General features: G+C 64.0%; 15 protein-coding genes and 1 pseudogene. 8 read left to right on the forward strand and 8 right to left on the reverse strand.

Features of this window, described 5'->3' with window-relative positions; translation table 11 throughout:
- Positions 1–7 precede the first annotated feature (7 nt).
- Both PYR71_RS18740 and PYR71_RS18745 read left to right on the forward strand, forming a co-directional pair.
- A complete protein-coding gene (locus tag PYR71_RS18740) occupies positions 8–742 on the forward strand; it encodes a CbtA family protein (RefSeq protein WP_275620394.1) in 735 nt (244 codons plus the stop codon).
- On the forward strand, positions 742–1,365 hold the full coding sequence (locus PYR71_RS18745; RefSeq protein WP_416340300.1) for a hypothetical protein: 624 nt from the start codon (positions 742–744) through the stop codon (positions 1,363–1,365). Before PYR71_RS18740 ends, PYR71_RS18745 begins: the two co-directional genes overlap by 1 nt.
- On the opposite strand, the gene PYR71_RS18750 is transcribed toward PYR71_RS18745, so the two are convergent.
- Complete coding sequence (locus tag PYR71_RS18750; protein ID WP_275620396.1) at positions 1,350–2,012, reverse strand: sulfite oxidase-like oxidoreductase; 663 nt, start codon at positions 2,010–2,012, stop codon at positions 1,350–1,352. The two genes, PYR71_RS18745 and PYR71_RS18750, sit on opposite strands and share 16 nt — an antisense overlap.
- A gap of 111 nt (positions 2,013–2,123) precedes the next feature.
- Between PYR71_RS18750 and PYR71_RS18755 the strand changes: the two genes are divergently transcribed.
- The 6 genes from PYR71_RS18755 to PYR71_RS18780 all read left to right on the forward strand — a co-directional run bounded on the left by PYR71_RS18755 (position 2,124) and on the right by PYR71_RS18780 (position 9,896).
- Positions 2,124–3,998, forward strand: coding sequence for a sensor histidine kinase (locus PYR71_RS18755; RefSeq protein WP_275620397.1), 1,875 nt, complete (start codon positions 2,124–2,126; stop codon positions 3,996–3,998).
- The gene (locus PYR71_RS18760; protein WP_275620398.1) at positions 3,995–5,329 is read left to right on the forward strand and encodes a sigma-54-dependent transcriptional regulator; all 1,335 of its coding nucleotides are present in this window, start codon (positions 3,995–3,997) and stop codon (positions 5,327–5,329) included. Before PYR71_RS18755 ends, PYR71_RS18760 begins: the two co-directional genes overlap by 4 nt.
- Positions 5,330–5,535: 206 nt before the next feature.
- Positions 5,536–6,519 carry a tripartite tricarboxylate transporter substrate-binding protein gene (locus PYR71_RS18765; RefSeq protein ID WP_275620399.1) on the forward strand — a complete coding sequence of 328 codons (984 nt, stop codon included), beginning with the start codon at positions 5,536–5,538 and terminating at the stop codon, positions 6,517–6,519.
- A gap of 138 nt (positions 6,520–6,657) precedes the next feature.
- Positions 6,658–7,119, forward strand: coding sequence for a tripartite tricarboxylate transporter TctB family protein (locus tag PYR71_RS18770; RefSeq protein WP_183918165.1), 462 nt, complete (start codon positions 6,658–6,660; stop codon positions 7,117–7,119).
- Between the two features lie 9 nt (positions 7,120–7,128).
- Positions 7,129–8,634: a tripartite tricarboxylate transporter permease gene (locus PYR71_RS18775; protein ID WP_275620400.1), complete on the forward strand. Its 1,506-nt coding sequence runs from the start codon at positions 7,129–7,131 to the stop codon at positions 8,632–8,634.
- 92 nt (positions 8,635–8,726) lie between these two features.
- On the forward strand, positions 8,727–9,896 hold the full coding sequence (locus tag PYR71_RS18780) for a M20 aminoacylase family protein (RefSeq protein WP_275620401.1): 1,170 nt from the start codon (positions 8,727–8,729) through the stop codon (positions 9,894–9,896).
- 144 nt (positions 9,897–10,040) lie between these two features.
- On the opposite strand, the gene PYR71_RS18785 is transcribed toward PYR71_RS18780, so the two are convergent.
- From PYR71_RS18785 to PYR71_RS18815, 7 genes and pseudogenes are all read right to left on the reverse strand, one after another.
- Positions 10,041–11,843 carry an adenine deaminase gene (locus PYR71_RS18785; RefSeq protein ID WP_275620402.1) on the reverse strand — a complete coding sequence of 601 codons (1,803 nt, stop codon included), beginning with the start codon at positions 11,841–11,843 and terminating at the stop codon, positions 10,041–10,043.
- The gene (locus PYR71_RS18790) at positions 11,840–12,760 is read right to left on the reverse strand and encodes a nucleoside hydrolase (protein WP_275620403.1); all 921 of its coding nucleotides are present in this window, start codon (positions 12,758–12,760) and stop codon (positions 11,840–11,842) included. Before PYR71_RS18790 ends, PYR71_RS18785 begins: the two co-directional genes overlap by 4 nt.
- 4 nt (positions 12,761–12,764) lie before the next feature.
- Positions 12,765–13,790, reverse strand: a complete 1,026-nt coding sequence (locus tag PYR71_RS18795) for an ABC transporter ATP-binding protein (protein ID WP_275620404.1) — start codon at positions 13,788–13,790, stop codon at positions 12,765–12,767.
- Positions 13,783–14,562, reverse strand: coding sequence for an ABC transporter permease (locus PYR71_RS18800; RefSeq protein ID WP_183918178.1), 780 nt, complete (start codon positions 14,560–14,562; stop codon positions 13,783–13,785). Before PYR71_RS18800 ends, PYR71_RS18795 begins: the two co-directional genes overlap by 8 nt.
- Positions 14,559–15,386: an ABC transporter permease gene (locus PYR71_RS18805; RefSeq protein WP_275620405.1), complete on the reverse strand. Its 828-nt coding sequence runs from the start codon at positions 15,384–15,386 to the stop codon at positions 14,559–14,561. Before PYR71_RS18805 ends, PYR71_RS18800 begins: the two co-directional genes overlap by 4 nt.
- 70 nt (positions 15,387–15,456) lie before the next feature.
- On the reverse strand, positions 15,457–16,479 hold the full coding sequence (locus PYR71_RS18810; RefSeq protein WP_275620406.1) for an ABC transporter substrate-binding protein: 1,023 nt from the start codon (positions 16,477–16,479) through the stop codon (positions 15,457–15,459).
- A gap of 1 nt (position 16,480) precedes the next feature.
- Positions 16,481–17,525: pseudogene (locus PYR71_RS18815) on the reverse strand (LacI family DNA-binding transcriptional regulator).
- Positions 17,526–17,672 lie beyond the last annotated feature (147 nt).

Here is a 17,672-nt window from a genome sequence, read left to right on the forward strand (position 1 = left end):
TCCTGACATGGTTGGAAATCTTTTGCTTCGCGGCATGTTCGCGGGCGTGATTGCTGGCATTCTCGTTTTCGCTTTCGCCCATATCTTCGGCGAACCGCTGGTCGATGCGGCGATCGCTTTCGAAGAGGCCAGCGCGCAGGCGGCCGGGCAAGCGACCGAACCTGAAGTCGTCAGCCGCGCCACGCAGGCCGGTCTCGGCCTCTTCACCGGCGTTATGGCCTACAGCGTTGCCGTCGGCGGGCTTTTTGCCCTCGCTTTTGCTTTGGTGCATGGCCGCTTCAGCGCTCTTTCGGCGCGTGGCACCTCGGCCGTCATCGCCATTGCCGCCTTCGTGGCCATCGTTCTCGTCCCCGGCATCAAATATCCGGCCAACCCGCCGGCGGTCGGCAATCCCGACACGATCGGCGTCAGGACCGAGCTGTTCTTCCTGATGATCGTAGTTTCGGTCGGGGCGCTGATTGCCGCCGTGGCGCTGTCGCGCCGCCTCTCCGAGCGTTTCGGGCTTTGGAACGGCGCGATCGTCGCCGCTCTCGCCTATCTCGTGTTTATCGGCGTCGTGCTTTATCTGCTACCGCCGATCAACGAAGTGCCTGAGAATTTCTCGGCGATGGTGCTCTGGCGGTTCCGCACGACCTCGCTCGGCATGCACGCGATTCTCTGGGCAACGCTCGGCCTTGCCTTCGGAGCGCTGGCGGAAAGACGGCTTGCCCTCAAGGGCGGGCTGCGGCCCGCCTTCCGGTGATCCGGCCCATCGGCAGGCTTGCGGCTCTGGCTCTGATCGCAAGCCTGTTCCCATTGCTTGCGGGAAACACGTCCGCCCATGAGCGCCGCGCCGGCGGCAGCCATACCGGCCTCGAGATCCCGGCCATTTCCCACGGCGAGATGGCGGTCATTGCCGATTACCGCGGCGAGATTATCGCGCTGGCGTCGCGGGCGGTCGATACCAACGAACCGTTCCGCCGCGTCCTGAACTACGCCGAGATCCAGTATTCCTATTGCGTCTGGGGCCGAATGCCGGGCAGCGTGACGGACGAGGAAAGCCCTTTCAACGAATGCGCTCATGCCTATCTCGCGGCGACGAAAGCCGTACTGATGGCGATGCGGGAGATGCCGCGGGAGGCGACTGCGGCGGGCGAAATCATCTCAGCCATCGACATCGACATGGCGCGGCGCGGGCTTGCGCTCATCACCTGCCAGTTTAGCGGCGAGGCTTTCAACACCGCCCAGGTCGTCAAGCCAAATTGGAGCAGGGTGCCGCTTCATCCTGCCAGCATGGCATCGTTGACGGGATTGGCTGCCCTGTTCGGTCTTGCCGGCCTTGTGTTTAGACGCGTCTTGCGGCCGAAGGCTCAGTCGTCGGAATAGCGCTGTTCGCGCCACGGATCGCCATACATGTGGTAACCGTTCTTTTCCCAGAACCCGGCCTCGTCGGCGGGCATCAGCTCGATCCGGCGCAGCCATTTGGCGCTTTTCCAGAAATAGAGATGCGGCACGACGAGGCGCATCGGGCCGCCGTGATCGGGCATCAGCGGCAGGCCCTCCCATGATGTCGCCAGGATCGCGTCCTCGGCGGCGAAATCGGCAAGCGGCAGGTTGGTGGTGTAGCCGTCATAACTCGTCAGCAGGACGTAGGCCGCATCCGGCTTCGGCACGGCGAGATCGAGCAGATCCCGCGTCGAAACGCCCTTCCAGTTGTTGTCATAACGAGACCAGGTGGTGACGCAGTGGATATCACTGATCCTGGTGCTCTGCTCGATCGCCTGGAAGGCGGCCCAGTCGAGGGTGAGCGGCGTTTCGACCAGGCCGCGGACATCGAGCCGCCAGCTGTCGGTGGAGATGACGGGCTGCTGGCCGAGGTCGAGCACCGGCCAATTTTTGACGAGGTGCTGGCCGGGCGGCAGGCGCTCGGCTTCCGGACGGCTGACGCGACCGGTCAGGAATTTGCCCTCCGCCGCCCAGCGGCGCTTGGAACTGGTCAGTTTGCTGTCGGAGGGCGTCTGGTCGTCGCTCATGAGTGGGTCTCCTTGCGTTGCCGCAATAGGACATCCGGCCGACGGGGTGTCAAGTTTCGGCAGACCCTTGGAAATCCCCGTCCGTATCATTAGACTTGGAGCCCGTCGGGCGTGCCTTGCTGGGGAGTGGAGGCAGAAAGGGAGGAGCCGGATCTGTCTTCGAGATATCGTGCGATAGCGGCGCTTTTGGTGGTGCCGATCGTCATTTTCGCCTTCTTCAACTATGGAAGCGCGATTGCGACTCGCGCCTATATGGAAGAGGCCTCGGCGCAGGCGGGAACGGCACTGCGTCTCGCGGTTTCGGCGCTCAGCGGTCATCTCAACCGCTACGAGGCGCTGCCGGCGCTGATTGCCGATCATGACGACATCAAGGAACTGGTCAGCGCGCCTGACGACATGGCGCTGCGTGATGCTGCCAACCTCTACCTCAAAGAGATCAACGGGCTTTTGAAATCCTCCGACATCTACGTGGTGAAGCCGGACGGGGAGACGATCGCCGCCAGTAACTATGATGGACCCGGAAGCTTCGTCGGGCAGAATTTCAACTACCGGCCCTATTTCCAGGAGGCGATCGAAGGCCGGCTAGCGCGATTTTATGCGCTCGGCACCACCTCGCTGAAACGCGGCTATTATTTCTCGGCGCCGATCAGGGTCGAGGCGGACATCCGTGGCGTCATCGTCTTCAAGGTCGATATCGACATGATCGAATCCTCCTGGAGCGGCGGGGAGTACAAGATTTTCGTCTCCGATCCGGAGGGTATCATCTTCATGTCGGGCAGCCCGGAATGGCTTTACGGGGCGATCCTGCCGCTGACGGCCGACCGCATCGCCCGCACGGAAGCCTCGCGGCGTTATGCCAATGCCAGGCTGACGGCGCTTCCGGTGACGCGTCACCGCTTCGAACAGCACGAGCTGGTGACGCTGGCAAGCGACCGGGGTGCGAGCGAATATCTGGTGCTGTCGCATTATATGCCAGCCGAGGACTGGACGGTGAACGTGCTGATGGAAACGAGCTCCATCCGGGCTCAGGCGCGCACCGCACTGGCCGCCGTTTTCCTCATCCTCTGCATCGCCGTGCTTGCTGTCGCCGTGCTTCGCCAGCGGCGGGCGCGGCTTGCGGAGCGCATGCAGATGCAGGCCGAGGCGCGCGGCGAGCTGGAGCGGCGGGTAGAGGAGCGCACCGCTGATCTTGCCCGCGTCAACAGCCGCATCGAGGAGGAGATCTCGGAGCGGCGGCTGACCGAACAGCAGCTACGTCAGACCCAGGCCGATCTGATCCAGGCCGGCAAGCTTGCCGGGCTCGGACAAATGTCGGCGGCTCTTTCGCATGAGTTCAATCAGCCGCTGGCCGCCGCCAAGACCTATACGGACAGCGCCACGGTGCTGATCGACCGCGGGCGAATGGAGGAGGCGCGCGACAACATCAGGCGCATCGGCGGGCTGATCGACCGGATGGCCTCGATCAGCCGGCACCTGCGCAACTTCGCCCGCAAGCCGAACGAGAAGCTCGGGCCGGTCCCTCTCGACGAAGCGATGCGTGATACGCTGGAAATCGTCGCATGGCGGCTGAAAGCGGCGGACACCGAGCTTCGGCTCGATCTCGGGACACGGGCGCCGGTCGTGCGCGCCGGTTCGGTGCGTCTGCAGCAGGTGCTGGTGAATGTGATCTCCAATGCCGCCGACGCGGTGGAAGGACTGGAAGACAGGCGCATCGAGGTTTCGGCTTTCGAGGAGGCCGGCAAGGTGGTGCTGACGGTGCGCGACCATGGGCCGGGTGTGCCGGCGGCGATCGCCGAGCGCATCTTCGATCCGTTCTTCACGACGAAGGGCGTCGGCAAGGGGCTCGGGCTGGGACTTTCGATCTCCTACAACATCGTCAAGGATTTCGGCGGCAGCCTGGCCGCCGCCAATCATCCTGAAGGGGGCGCGGTGTTCCGCATCGAGCTGCAGTCGGCGGCAGGGCTGATGCCGGAGGCGGCGGAATGAACGAAGCGAAGATTCTGCTGGTCGACGACGAGGAGGAGCTGCGCCGCTCGACGGCGCAGGCGCTGGAGCTCTCCGGCTTCAGCGTCGAGACCTTTTCGAATGGCGATCATGTGCTCGAGCTGATCGGCTACAGCTTTCCCGGCGTCGTCGTCAGCGATATCCGCATGCCCGGTATCGACGGTATGACGCTGATGCAGAAGATCCGCGAGGTCGATCCGGAGGTGCCGGTCATTCTCGTCACCGGCCATGGCGATGTGCAGCTCGCTGTGAAGGCGATGCGGGAGGGCGCCTATGATTTCATCGAGAAGCCGTTCACGGCGGAGATGCTTGCCGGCGTCATTCGCCGGGCTATGGAGCGACGCGGCCTCGTACTCGAAAACCGGCTGCTGAAGGCGGTCGCCGGCAAACGCGACGATATCGAGGCGCGGCTGCCGGGACGCACGCAGGCGATGGTGGACCTGCGCTACCGCGTCCGTGCGATCGGGGCGAGTGATGCCGATACGCTTATTGTCGGCGAGACCGGCGCCGGCAAGGAAGTGGTGGCCCGCGCGCTTCACGACATCAGCGCCCGGGCAAGCCGGCCGTTCATTGCGATCAATTGCGCCGCGCTGCCGGCAAACCTGATCGAGAGCGAGCTTTTCGGCCATGAGCCCGGCGCCTTTCCGGGAGCGGTCAGGCCGCGTTACGGAAAGTTCGAACACGGGCGCGGCGGCACCATCCTTCTCGACGAGATCGGCTCCATGCCCTTCGATCTGCAGGCGAAGTTCCTGCGGGTGCTGCAGGAGCGGGTGATCTCCAGGCTCGGATCGAACGAGGTCGTGCCGCTCGACGTCCGCTTCATCGCGACAAGCAAGGTCGATCTTGAGGCGGAGGTGGCAGCCGGCCGTTTCCGCGCCGATCTACTCTACCGGCTGAACGTCGCAACGCTGCACGTGCCGTCGCTGTCGCAGCGGCGGGCGGACGTTCCGCTGCTTTTCCTGCAGCTGGTGCGGGAGGCGGCCGCCCGCTACGGCCGCGACGAGCTCACCGTGCCGCCGGAGGTGATCTCTGACATCGCCCAGCGCGACTGGCCCGGCAATGTCCGCGAATTGAGGAACGCCGCCGACCGTCTGGTGCTCGGCCTTGACAATGGCGGGCGGCAGGCCGAGGAGGCGACCGGCCTTGCAGAACGCGTCGCCGAATTCGAACGGGGCGTCATCGCCAGCGCACTGGTCGCGCATGGCGGAAGCCTCCGGCCGGTCTATGAATCGCTCGGCATTTCCCGCAAGACGCTCTACGAAAAGATGCAGAAATACGGCCTCGACAAGCGGATGCTGTTTACTGACGGCTGATCCTGCCAGCATGGCGATGGGTGGATTTCCACCCATCGCAATAGCCGTTTGTTTCAGAATCGACCCATGCTGCACCGCACTGTCTTAGAATCATCTTGTCGAGGCGGTGGCGGTGATTGCGGCTCGATTTTTCCGGGCGGCAAATAGGACATCGTCGGCGCGGAGGATATGCCGGCGGCTTTGCTTGTTTCATCAGGGAGGAAACGATGAAAATCCTGAAGGCCATGCTCGGCCTGACCGCGGCTGCCGCGGTCTCTCTTCTCGCCGGCGCCGCTTTGGCGCAGACCTATCCCGAGCGCACCATTACCATGGTCGTCCCCTTCGCGGCCGGTGGCCCGACCGATACCGTCGCACGCCTCGTCGCCGAATCCATGTCTAAGGATCTCGGTCAGCAGATCGTCGTGGAGAACGTCGGCGGCGCCGGCGGCACGCTCGGCGCGGGCCGGGTGGCGAACGCCGATCCCGATGGATACACCATTCTCCTGCACCATATCGGCATGGCTACCAGCGCCACGCTCTATCGCAAGCTCGCTTATGACACGCTCGGCGCCTTCGACTATGTCGGCCTTGTGACCGAGGTGCCGATGACGATCGTCGCACGCAAGGACTTCGAGCCGACGGACCTCAAGGGCCTGATCGACTATGTCAAGGCCAACAAGGACAAGGTGACGGTCGCCAATGCCGGCATCGGCGCCGCTTCGCATCTCTGCGGCATGATGTTCATGAGCGCCATCCAGACCCAGCTCACGACCGTTCCCTACAAGGGCACGGGTCCTGCCATGACCGACCTTCTCGGCGGCCAGGTCGATATCATGTGCGACCAGACGACCAACACGACGAAGCAGATTCAAGGCGGCACGATCAAGGCTTATGCGGTAACCTCGCCCAAGCGCCTCGACGTCATGAAGGACATTCCGACGGCTGTCGAAGCCGGCCTGCCGGGTTTCGAAGTCGGTATCTGGCACGGTATCTACACGCCGAAAGGTACGCCCGCCGCGATCAACGAACGGCTGTCGAAGTCGCTGCAGGTGGCGCTGAAGGATCCCAATGTCGGCGCCCGCTTCGCCGAACTGGGCACGGCACCGTCCTCCGACGCCGATGCGACGCCGGCCGCGCTGAAGGCCAAGCTCGAAAGCGAGATCGCCCGCTGGAAGCCGGTGATCGAGGCTGCCGGGGAATATGCTGACTAGTGAGGGGTGCCAGGAATAACCCCTCACACTAACCCTCTCCCTGTGCACGGGGAGAGGGGACTGCATGCTCAATGGCAGCGGCCAAGCCGGCAGGCGGATGAGGCGTCACGTGAACCATCTCCAACTCCAGGAGACACCATGAAATCCATCAGTTTTGATACCACCAATGCGATCTGCGGCGCGCTTTTCATCGGCACCGGCGCCTTCTTCGCCTTCCAGTCGATCTCGCTCGACCTCGGCACGGCATTACGCATGGGACCGGGTTATTTTCCGCTGGTGCTTGCCTGCGTGCTCGTGCTTCTCGGCGCGATCATCTTCATTCAGGCCCTGCGTGTCGAGGGTGAGCCGGTCGATGTCTTCGCCTGGCGCGGCATGCTCTTCATTCTGCCGGCGCCGGTCTTTTTCGGGTTGACGGTGCGCGGGCTCGGATTTGCGCCGGCGCTGTTCTTCACCGCCTTCATCGCCTGCTTTGCGTCGCGCAAAATGAATGTTGTGTTTGCAATCATCCTATCGCTGCTGCTGACGATCTTTTCGGTTGCCGTCTTCAGCTATGGGCTCGGGCTGCCGTTCGAGCGCTTCGGCCCCTGGGTCCGGTTCTAGGAGGCGACGGTGGATCTTTTCAGCAATCTCGCTCTCGGCTTCGCCACCGCGGCAACTCTCGACAATCTTCTCTTCTGCCTGATCGGCGTGCTGCTCGGCACGCTGATCGGCGTGCTTCCCGGCATCGGCGCCACGGCGACGATCGCCATGCTTCTGCCAATCACATTCCAGCTCGAGCCGGTCTCCTCGCTCATCATGCTCGCCGGCATCTATTACGGCGCGCAATATGGCGGCTCGACGACGGCGATCCTCATCAATATGCCGGGCGAATCCTCTTCCGCCGTTACCGCAATCGATGGCTACCAGATGGCGCGCAAGGGCAGGGCGGGGGCGGCACTGGCGATCGCCGCGCTCGGGTCGTTCTTCGCCGGCACGGTCTCCACCTTTCTCGTTGCGATCTTCGCCCCGCCGCTGACCGACATCGCGCTGCAATTCGGCTCTGCCGAGTATTTCTCGTTGATGATCGTCGGTCTTGTCTCTTCGATCGCGCTTGCGCACGGCTCGGTCGTCAAGGCCTTGGCGATGGTGGCGCTGGGTCTGCTGCTCGGCCTCGTCGGCACCGACATCTACACCGGCACGCCGCGCTTCACGCTCGGCATCCGCGAATATGCCGACGGGCTGAACTTCGTGGCGCTCGCGGTCGGCGTCTTCGGCGTGGCGGAGATCCTGCGCAACCTTGAAGGCGAGTCGACACGCACGGTGCTGATGGCCAAGGTTTCGGGTCTCTTGCCCTCACGCCAGGAATTCAAGGAGATGATTGCGCCGGTCATTCGCGGCACGGCGATCGGCTCGGCGCTCGGCATCCTGCCGGGCGGCGGGGCGATCCTTGCCTCCTTCGCCTCCTATACGGTGGAAAAACGCCTCTCGAGGACGCCGCAGGATTTCGGCAAGGGCGCGGTCGCCGGCGTGGCGGGTCCGGAATCGGCCAACAACGCGGGGGCGCAGACTTCGTTCATTCCGCTGCTGACCCTCGGCATTCCGGCCAATCCCGTCATGGCGCTGATGATCGGCGCGATGATCATCCAGGGCATCGTGCCGGGACCGAATGTCGCCACCGAACAGCCGGCGCTGTTCTGGGGCATCATCGCCTCGATGTGGATCGGCAATCTGATGCTCGTGATCCTGAACCTGCCTCTGATCGGGCTCTGGGTGAAGCTTCTGACCGTGCCCTATTACGTGCTCTTCCCGATCATCATGGCCTTCTGCTCGATCGGGGTCTACAGCGTCAACGCCAATGTCTACGACCTCTATGCCGTCGCCTTCTTCGGCTTCATCGGCTACGTGCTGGCAAAACTTCGCTGCGAACCGGCACCGCTCCTGCTCGGTTTTGTGCTCGGGCCTCTTCTGGAAGAGAACCTCAGACGCGCCATGATCCTGTCGCGCGGCGATCCGACCACTTTCGTCACTCGGCCGATCAGCGCCACGCTTCTGGCGATCGCGGTCGCCGTTCTGATCGTCGTCTTCCTGCCGAGCGTCAAGAAGAAGCGCGAGGAGGTGTTCGTCGAGGAAGCCTGAGGGGTTGAACTTGCGATCCGTTTTGATAAACAAGAAATGATCTGACGCGGGCGCCGGCTGGGCGCCCGTTCGCTCGACAGGATATCCAGGCCATGAGCATCCCCGCCCGGATCAAGGACGATCTGCCGTTCCTCACTGCCCTGCGACGTGACCTGCATGCCCATCCCGAGCTCGGCTTCGAGGAGGAGCGCACCGCCGGCATCGTCGCGAGGCTGCTGGAGGAAGCGGGTATTGCCGTGCATCGCGGCCTTGGCGGCACCGGCGTGGTCGGCACGCTGCAGGTCGGCAACGGCACCCGCCGCATCGGGCTCAGGGCTGACATGGATGCGCTCGCCATGCCCGAGGCGGCGGAGCGGCCTTATAAGTCGACGGTGCCTGGCAGGATGCATGCCTGCGGTCATGATGGCCATACGGCGATGCTTCTCGGCGCCGCACGGCATCTTGCGGCGACGCGGAGTTTTTCCGGCACGGTGCATTTCATCTTCCAGCCGGCCGAAGAGGGGCGCGGCGGCGCCAAGCGCATGGTGGATGAAGGGCTCTTTAGGCTTTTCCCTTGCGACGCCGTTTATGGACTGCATAATATGCCTGGACTTGCGGTCGATGAGATCGCGGTGGTCGAGGGGCCGCAGCTTGCCTCTTCCGACAGCTGGCGCGTCACCTTTCGCGGCATCGGCACGCACGGCGCCAAGCCGCATCTCGGCCGTGATCCGATCACGGCGGCCGGCACCTTCCTGTCATCACTGCAGACGATCGTCGGGCGCGTGGTCGATCCGCTGCAGCCGGCCGTCGTCAGCGCCTGCTTCCTGCAGGCGGGTGACCCCAAGGCGCTGAACGTCATTCCCGACGTGGTCGAGATCGGCGGCACGGCACGCGCCTATTCGCCCGAGGTGCGCGGTCAGCTCGAGGCCGAGGTCGGCCGGTTGGCCAGCGGAACTGCTGCGATGTACGGCATTTCAGCCGACTACCGTTTCGAGCGGCGCATTCCGCCGGTGATCAATGACCGGGATGCGACTACGCGGGCGCTTGCTGCTGCCGGGATGGTCTTTGGTGAAAAAGTGCGAACAAGCTTTCCGCCGTCGACGGCGGGCGACGACTTTGCCTTCTTTGCGCAGAACGCGCCGGGCTGTTATGCCTGGCTCGGCAACGGGCCGGCGGTGGACGGGGCGCTGCATCACAACACGGCTTATGATTTCAATGATGAGGCGCTTGGCTATGGCGCGGCTTATTGGGTGGCGTTGGTGGAGCGGGAGTTGAGGGGTTAGCTGGCGTTTGCGGCCCCCTCATCCACCTGCCGGCACCTTCTCCCCGAGGGGAGAAGAGACATGCCGCGGCGTCTCGATTCCTCTTCTCCCCTCGGGGAGAAGGTGCCCGTAGGGCGGATGAGGGGGCGCCTAGCACGAATCTCGCTATTTCACCAAGTCCTGCAAAATCTCCAGCACCGGGCTTTCCATCACTCTCCCCGTCACTACATCCGCAATCCCCCTGTCCGTCTGGTGCGGGCCGGCATTGCAGGCCAGCGTTGCGCCGAAGCAAGCCTTGAAGACGCGGTAGGGCGGTTTCCAGTCGACGATCTTGTCCATGGCCTTGTGGATGCCGGCGAAGGCCGAAGCGGTGTCCTTCAGCGAGGCGCCGGTCACCAGGCCGGAGAGCGGCAGCGGTAGGATCGCTTCGATCTTGCCGTCCCTGGCGACCGCCATGCCGCCGCCGGCTGATATGACCGCGTTGGCGGCGAGCGCCATATCGCGCGCATTGCCGCCGAAGACGGTGAGGTTGTGGCTGTCATGCGAGACGGTGGTGCAGAAGGCGCCGCGCCATTCGCCCCAGCCGGTGAGGAAGCCGATGCGCGGGACGCCGTCGGCCTTGCCGTGGCGGTGGGCGACGGCGATCATGGCGCTGCCGGCCGGCGCCACGACGAAGCCGTCCCGGACCTCCGTTTCGGCCTCGCCCCATTGGGTGAAGCGCGGGCGGTCGATGGTGGCGACGCGGACGCGCGCGCCTTCGGATGGAATCAGGAAGTCATTTTCGACGAGTGGCGGGAGCTTCAGCGAATTTTCAAGCGGTGCCGTATCAAGCCGCTGGACGGCCGCCTCCATGCTGCCGTTGCGGGCGACGATGCTGCCGCCTGAGATGACCAGCCGCGCCCGGAATTCCGTGAGATCGTCGAAGAGCACGAGATCGGCGCGGCGACCGGCGGCGACAAGGCCGAGATCGGAGCGCTTCAGCCGCTGTGCCGCATTGAAGGTCGCGGCGCGGATCGCCCATTCCGGCTTCATGCCGTAACGCGCCAGCCGGCGGGCGACGTCGTCGAGGCCGCCGCTTTCGTAGAGTTCATCGGGAAAAACGTCGTCGGTGCAGAGCGTGACGGTGGGCGGTAGGTGGCCGAGACCGTTCAGCACCTCGACGAATTCTTGCAGCAGATGATCGTGCGAACCCCGCAGTTCGATCGTCAGACCGGCGGCAAGTTTGGCGGCCAAATCGGCGCCGGAGATGAGTTCGTGGTCGGAGGTGACGCCAGCCGCCATGAAGGCGTTAAGATCGGCGCCCGCAAGCCCGCGGGCATGGCCGCAGACGAGCTTGCCGGAGGCAAGGCCGGCATTGACGATGGCGCTCATACGGGGATCGCCATCGATGACGCCGCGCATGTTCATGACTTCGGCAACGCCGCCGACGGCCGAAGAGCGCAGCATCTCGGCGATGACAGCGGCATCGAAATCGGCGCCGGCAATTTCCAGGCCTGGTGCCGACGGCACGCAGGAGGGGGCAAGCAGGATCATGCGCAGCGGCAGCGCGCGCGCAGCCTCGACCGCCCAGCGCACACCGTCGAGGCCATGGACATTGCCGAATTCATGCGGATCCCAGACGACCGTGGTGACGCCGCGCGGCAGCACGGCGCTCGCATATTCGGCGGGAGTCACCATCGAACTTTCGACATGCATGTGCGTGTCGATCAGGCCCGGCGTCACGATGCTGCCTGTCGCATCGACAATCTCGAGGGCATCCGTGCGGCTTGCCGGGGCATGGACGCTGGCGATCAGCGCGCCGACGAGACCGATATCGGCGTCCCGGATCAGGCCGGTCACCGCATCGAGCAACCGGCCGCCGGTGATCAGCACGTCGAAGGCGGCATCGCCACGCGCAGCCGCAACGGCGCGGGCGCGCAAAGCGGGATCGTTGAGATCGGCCGGTTCCTGGCGAGGGGTGGCGTTCATTTGCGGGCCTCGTTGACCAGGGCGGCGAGAATGATGGCGCGCGCCCTATCGGCATCGATGTCGGCGGCGAATTGGGCGTTGCAGGTCGCATGCGTGGCACGCGTCTCGACGACGGTACGGCCACGGGTGAGGGCGCCCTGAAGTTCGACGTCGATGCGCGCGGGGCGGAAGGTGACGATGTCAGGGGCGATGAAGGCGACGGCGGCGGATGGATCGTAGATCGCCATTCCAGGGCGGCCGCGGCTGGTGCCGATGCCGATATAACCGGAAAACATATCGGCGATCAGTTCGGCATTGGCGCCGCCGGCATGGCGCACCGGCTCGGCATCCTCCGGCCTTGCCAATACCTTGCGGCAGAGGTCGAGATCGACCATGCGCAGCGGCAGGCCATGGGCAATGACGATCGCAAGCGCCTCGGGATCGGCAAGCGCGTTGAATTCGGCAGATGCCGTGTGATTACCTGATGTGACGCCGCCGCCCATCCAGACGAGCTCGTCGATGCGGGTGGCGAGATCGGGGCGGGCGAGCGCCACGGCAGCGATATTGGTGAGCGGCCCGAGCGCCAGGATGCGGTGCCGGCCCTGGCCTTCCAGCCAGCGGCAAAGTGCTGCGAAGACATCGCTTTCGGCAAGAGTAGGCGCCTCCGGCAGGCCTTTGCCTGATGTCGGGATGCCGGTTTTTCCGAGAATCGCCTGCGCGGTTTCGAGCTTGCCGAGAACCGGCATGGCGCGGCCGGTATGAATGGGGAACGTCCAGCCGAAGGCACTGGCGGCGCCGGCGGCATTCATTATGACTTGCGGCAGCGGCGTATTGCCGAAGACCAGCGAGACGCCGTCGATCTCATATTCCGACTGCCCCACCACCAAAATCGCGGCGATGTCGTCGAAGCCCATGTCCGTGTCGATCCAGACGCCCATGATTTCACCCGAACCGTTTGAGGTTGGCCGCGCCGGCGACCGGCAGGTCGAAGGCGAGTGCACTGCCGATGTCGTGCGGCGGCAGGCCCGCATCGATTTCGGCCTTGATGGGCCCGAGCGGCGTATCGAGGAGGTATTCACGGGTGTTGCCGGCGAAAGACGTGCCGCGCACGGTGCCGTGAAATTGACCGGAGCCGAGGATCACCGCGCGCGGACGCCAGGCGAGGCCCGCCGCAGAATCCGGCGCCGCGCCGGAAAGTGCGACCGGGCCGTTCGGCGTCCTAAGCTTTCCGTCCTTCAGCGCGAAGACATTTTCGAAGCCTACGAAATCGGCGACGAAGGCGGAGGCCGGGTTGTTGTAGATCTCCTCCGGCGTGCCGATCTGCTCGATGCCGCCGTTCAGCATGACGACGATGCGGTCGGCGAGCGCCAGGGCCTCCACTTGATCGTGGGTGACGAAAATCATCGTGACGCCGGTCTCCTTCTGCACGCGCTGCAATTCGGCGCGCATCTCCAGGCGCAGCCGGGCATCGAGATTGGAGAGCGGCTCGTCGAGCAGCAGGACTTTCGGCTCCATGACCATCGAGCGGGCGAGTGCCACGCGCTGCTGCTGGCCGCCGGACAGTTCGGCGGGCTTGCGGCCGGCGAAGGCGGTCAGACCGACGGATTTCAGGCCGGCGCCGACGCGGGCTTCGAGATCGGCGCCCGAAATGCTCTTGAGCCGCAGGCCGAAAGCGACGTTCTCATAAACGGTTAGATGCGGAAAGAGCGCGTAGGATTGGAAGACGAGGCCGACGGCGCGCTTGTTGGCGGAGACGCGGGTGATATCCGCGCCGTCGAGACCGATGCGGCCGGAAGCCGGCGTCAGCAGGCCGGCAATGGCGCGCATCGTCGTCGTCTTGCCACAGCCGGAGGGGCCAAGGAGCGCGACCAGTTCGCCCTTGCCAATCCCGAGATCGAGATCCTTCACCGCAACCGTATCGCCGTAGGCGAGGGTCAGCTTGTCGAGTTTGAGATAGGCATCAGACATAACGCGAAAATCCCAGGAAGCGTTCGGCGAGGAAGACGATGCCGATCGAGAGGAAGGCGAGAAGGGCGGAGAGTGCCGCGATGGACGGGTCGTAAGTGGTTTCCATGTAACCCAGCATGTCGATCGGCAGTGTGCGCACACCGGGGCCGGAGAGGAAGAGCGAGACCGGCACCTGATTGAAGCTGGTGACGAAGCCGAGGATGAAGGCGGCCAGAATGCCACCGCGGATATTCGGCATCACCACGCGGAAGAAGGCGCCGAGCCTGGACGAACCGAGCAGGACAGCCGCTTCCTCGATATCCGAACGCAGATTGTCGAGGCTCGCGGAGACAACGCGCACGGCATAGGGAAGCACGAGGGCCGCGTGGGCGAAGAAGAGGGCGAGTGTGATGTTGAAGCCAAAGGGCACGACAAGATAACGCAGCAATGCCAGGCCGACGATAATGCCGGGAACGATGATCGGCAGCGAAACGACCGTGCGGACGGTCTCGGCCCCAGGCAGCCGGTAACGCGACAGGGCGTAGGCGGCGGGGATGCCGAGGACGAGGGCTGCGAGCGTTCCGAAGACGGCGAGGAACATCGACATGGCGAAGCTGTCGCGGAAGCTTTCAACGGTGAAGACCTTTGTCACCCAGCGCAGCGACAGGCCCTGCGGCGGGAAGGCCAGCGTATCGCCTGCCGAGAGCGAGGCGGCAATGATGATCAGGAACGGGCCGATCAGGAAGACCAGCAACAGGAAGAGCACGATGGGCGAAAACAGGCGGAGGGTCATCGGCGGTTCCTCGCCGTCGCGAGGCGTTTGAGCAGGATATTGGCGGCAAAGCTCATGACGATCAGGATGAAGGCGATGACACTTGCCGAGACGAAATCATTTGCGACGGAAACCTGCTGGTACATCAGGGTTTCGAGCATCAGCACCTTGGAACCGCCAAGCACGGCGGGGGTGATATAGGCGGTCAATGATCCGGTGAAGACAAGTGTGCCGCCGATGACGAGCCCTTCGCGGGTCAGCGGCAGGACGACCTTCCAGAAGACCTGGAACCAGTTGGCGCCAAGCACACGGGCGGCGGGGATCGCATCCCTCGGCATGTTTTCGAGGGCGCTGATCAGCGACAGGATCATCAGCGGCAGGAAGAGCTGCAGCAGACCGATGAAGACGGCTGTTTCGGTGAACAGCAGGCGCAGCGGTTCGGCACTGAAACCCAGGCCTGTGATCGCCTGGTTGACGATGCCGGTGCGGCCGAGAATGACGATCCAGGCATAGGTGCGCGCCACCGGCGAGATCATCAGCGGCAGGGTGACGAGGCCGATCATCCGCCCTTTGCCCTTCGCCGGCAGGTTGACGATGGCGAAGGCTGCGGCATAACCGATGACGGCCGAGGCGGCGGTGACTTCGAGGCCGAGCCGGAAGGAGCGCAGGAAAACGGTGCGGTTCAGCGTCCCGGAAAAGAAATCGGTATAGGCCGACAGCGTCCAGCCGCCACTGGCGCGGAAGCCCTCCGACAGCAGGATTGCGACGGGCAGCAGAAAGACCAGTGTTGCAAAGACGGCTGCCGGCAGGGCAAGCGCCAGGGCTTCTGCGCGGTTCTGGAACATAAGGTGCCTTTCGATCGATGGGATCGCGGTTCCGGCAGGGGGCGCCGGGACCTGTCTTCACTCGGGGAGCTTACTGGCCGACCTTTTCGTTCCAGCTCTTCAGCCAGCCGGCGCGGTTGTCGAGGGCGATGGCGGACGGAATGAGCTTGAGGCTCTTGGCGGTTTGTTCGCCATAGGTGAGATTGTTGGCCGCCGCTTCGGAAAGCTTGACCTCGCTGTTGGCGGGGCTGTCGATCAGCTTCTCGGCGAGTTTGGTCTGGGTTTCGGTCGAGAGCCAGAAATCCATGAACTGCAGGGCGAGATCCTGGTTCTTCGAACCCTTGGTCAGCACTAGCACGTTCATGCCGCCGGTCTGACCCTCTTTCGGGGTTGCCCAAGCAACGGGTACATCGAGCTTGGTGAACCCAGCCCAGGAGAAGCGGCCGATGGGAGCCGCCCAAATTTCCTCCTGCTGCATCAACTGCACGAGCTGGGAGGATTTTTCGTAGAAGGTGACAATGTCGTCCTTCTTCTCGCCCAGTGCCTCGATCGGCCCCTTCAGATCTGGCGTGTCCTTGCCGAGCGCCAGGCCCAGCATATAGAGTGCCGGCGGGCCCTGATTGGTGGTGACATTGGGGAAGGCGACATGGCCGACATATTCCGGCTTCAGGAGATCGGCCCAGGAGTCGATCGTCATCTTGTCGGAGCGGTAGGCGATCGAGGTGGCGTAGAAGGTATAGCCGACACTCATGCCGTCGCCGTTCGGGTCCTTGGCGATGTCGTGCAGCTTGGCGAAATTGGAGAGTTTTGCAGTATCGACCTTGTCGATCAGGCCAGCGCGCGCGGCGGCCAGCGCATCGGCCATCGAAACGGCGGCGAGATCGACGACGGGACTGGCTTTGTTGGCTTCCATTTTGGCCAGGCGCTCGACGCTGTTGCCGGTCTCGACCACCAGCTTGCAGCCGCATTGGGCTTCGAAGGGGTCGTAGACCAGCGCCTTGAAATCGTCCTGGGCGAAGGCATAGACGGAAATGGTCAGCGTCCGTTCCGCGGCAGCCGCACTCAACGGCGATAGCGCCGCAAGCGCCACCGAAGCAATGAGAGCTTCTTTCATCTTACATGTTCTCCATCTCTGAGGTTTTTAATGCCAGGTTCACAAGGCCCGGATGATTGGCGGACGATCAATTGCATGGCGACACGTTCGATCTCCGCGGTAACGAGCATGCCCTCCCGGGCGCGGCTTTTGCCTATCGTATCCGCCAGGGCTGACACGGCAATCCCGGCAATCCGGTCCATGTCCATCCTGACCGTCGTCAGGGACGGCGTGACAACGGGCGACCAGATAAGGTCGTCGAAGCCGGTGACGCTGACATCGGCGGGAACGTTGATGCCGGCCTGTTGCAGTTCCGTCAGCGCGCGCAGCGCCTGCAGATCGGAGAGGGCCGCGAAAGCGGTGAAACCCTGCTTCACCCTTTCGGCAAGGCCGAGCGGACAGCCGCTGCCGCCATCCCGCTCCAGCTCGTCGATCCACAGGGTTTCAGCCTGCATAGCCGGGCGCAGACCGGCGCGGATGCCGCCGGCGCGGTCGTTCTGAACGCTGGATTCCCGGTTGTTGCCGATGATGAGGATGCGCTGGTGGCCGAGACCGGCCAGATGGACGGCGATTTCACGCCCGCCCTGCCAATGATCGGCGGAAACCGTGTTGCCCGGTGTCGAAGGCGTGTCGATGACGGCGACCGGACAGGCGGCAGACGAAATGCGGGTGGCGCGGCGGGGGATGACGACCATGCCATCGACGCCGCGTTCGACCAGGCGGTTGATCGCCTCGACCTGGGTGGCGGCATCGCCGCGGGAATCCGCGATCAGCACGCCATAACCCGCGGCGGAGGCAGCGAATTCGATCGCCTGCGCGATCTTCGGGAACAGAGGATTGGCGATATCGGGCAGCACAAGGCCGATAACACCGCTGCGGCCTGTCCGGAGCGCGCGGCCGGCCTGGCTCGGGACATAACCGAGCTCGGCGGCATGCTCGCGAATTCTTTCGACCAACTGGCCGGAGACCCGGCCTTTGCCGGAAAGCGCATTGGAGACCGTGGCAATGGAGACGCCGAGCGAGGTCGCTATCCTGCTGAGGTTCGGTCCCGGGCGCGATGAAGTCATGAATCAGGCTGCCTGATTAATCGTTTAATCAGTCCTATATCAGCCGCCGCTGCTTGTCGAATCCAAATTCCTTTGTTGAGCAATTATCCAATGCAGAGCCGGCATGCAAAAAGCCCCGCGAGACGATCGCGGGGCTTCGTATTTCCA

Source organism: Rhizobium mulingense (assembly GCF_029194105.1).
GTDB classification, from domain to species: domain Bacteria; phylum Pseudomonadota; class Alphaproteobacteria; order Rhizobiales; family Rhizobiaceae; genus Rhizobium; species Rhizobium mulingense.

Coding starts and splice junctions, on each gene's coding strand:
- PYR71_RS18740 (WP_275620394.1), top strand. CDS start 8: ATGGTTGGAAATCTTTTGCTTCGCGGCATGTTCGCGGGCGTGATTGCT.
- PYR71_RS18750 (WP_275620396.1), bottom strand. CDS start 2,012: ATGAGCGACGACCAGACGCCCTCCGACAGCAAACTGACCAGTTCCAAG.
- PYR71_RS18760 (WP_275620398.1), top strand. CDS start 3,995: ATGAACGAAGCGAAGATTCTGCTGGTCGACGACGAGGAGGAGCTGCGC.
- PYR71_RS18765 (WP_275620399.1), top strand. CDS start 5,536: ATGAAAATCCTGAAGGCCATGCTCGGCCTGACCGCGGCTGCCGCGGTC.
- PYR71_RS18770 (WP_183918165.1), top strand. CDS start 6,658: ATGAAATCCATCAGTTTTGATACCACCAATGCGATCTGCGGCGCGCTT.
- PYR71_RS18780 (WP_275620401.1), top strand. CDS start 8,727: ATGAGCATCCCCGCCCGGATCAAGGACGATCTGCCGTTCCTCACTGCC.
- PYR71_RS18785 (WP_275620402.1), bottom strand. CDS start 11,843: ATGAACGCCACCCCTCGCCAGGAACCGGCCGATCTCAACGATCCCGCT.
- PYR71_RS18790 (WP_275620403.1), bottom strand. CDS start 12,760: ATGGGCGTCTGGATCGACACGGACATGGGCTTCGACGACATCGCCGCG.
- PYR71_RS18795 (WP_275620404.1), bottom strand. CDS start 13,790: ATGTCTGATGCCTATCTCAAACTCGACAAGCTGACCCTCGCCTACGGC.
- PYR71_RS18800 (WP_183918178.1), bottom strand. CDS start 14,562: ATGACCCTCCGCCTGTTTTCGCCCATCGTGCTCTTCCTGTTGCTGGTC.
- PYR71_RS18805 (WP_275620405.1), bottom strand. CDS start 15,386: ATGTTCCAGAACCGCGCAGAAGCCCTGGCGCTTGCCCTGCCGGCAGCC.
- PYR71_RS18810 (WP_275620406.1), bottom strand. CDS start 16,479: ATGAAAGAAGCTCTCATTGCTTCGGTGGCGCTTGCGGCGCTATCGCCG.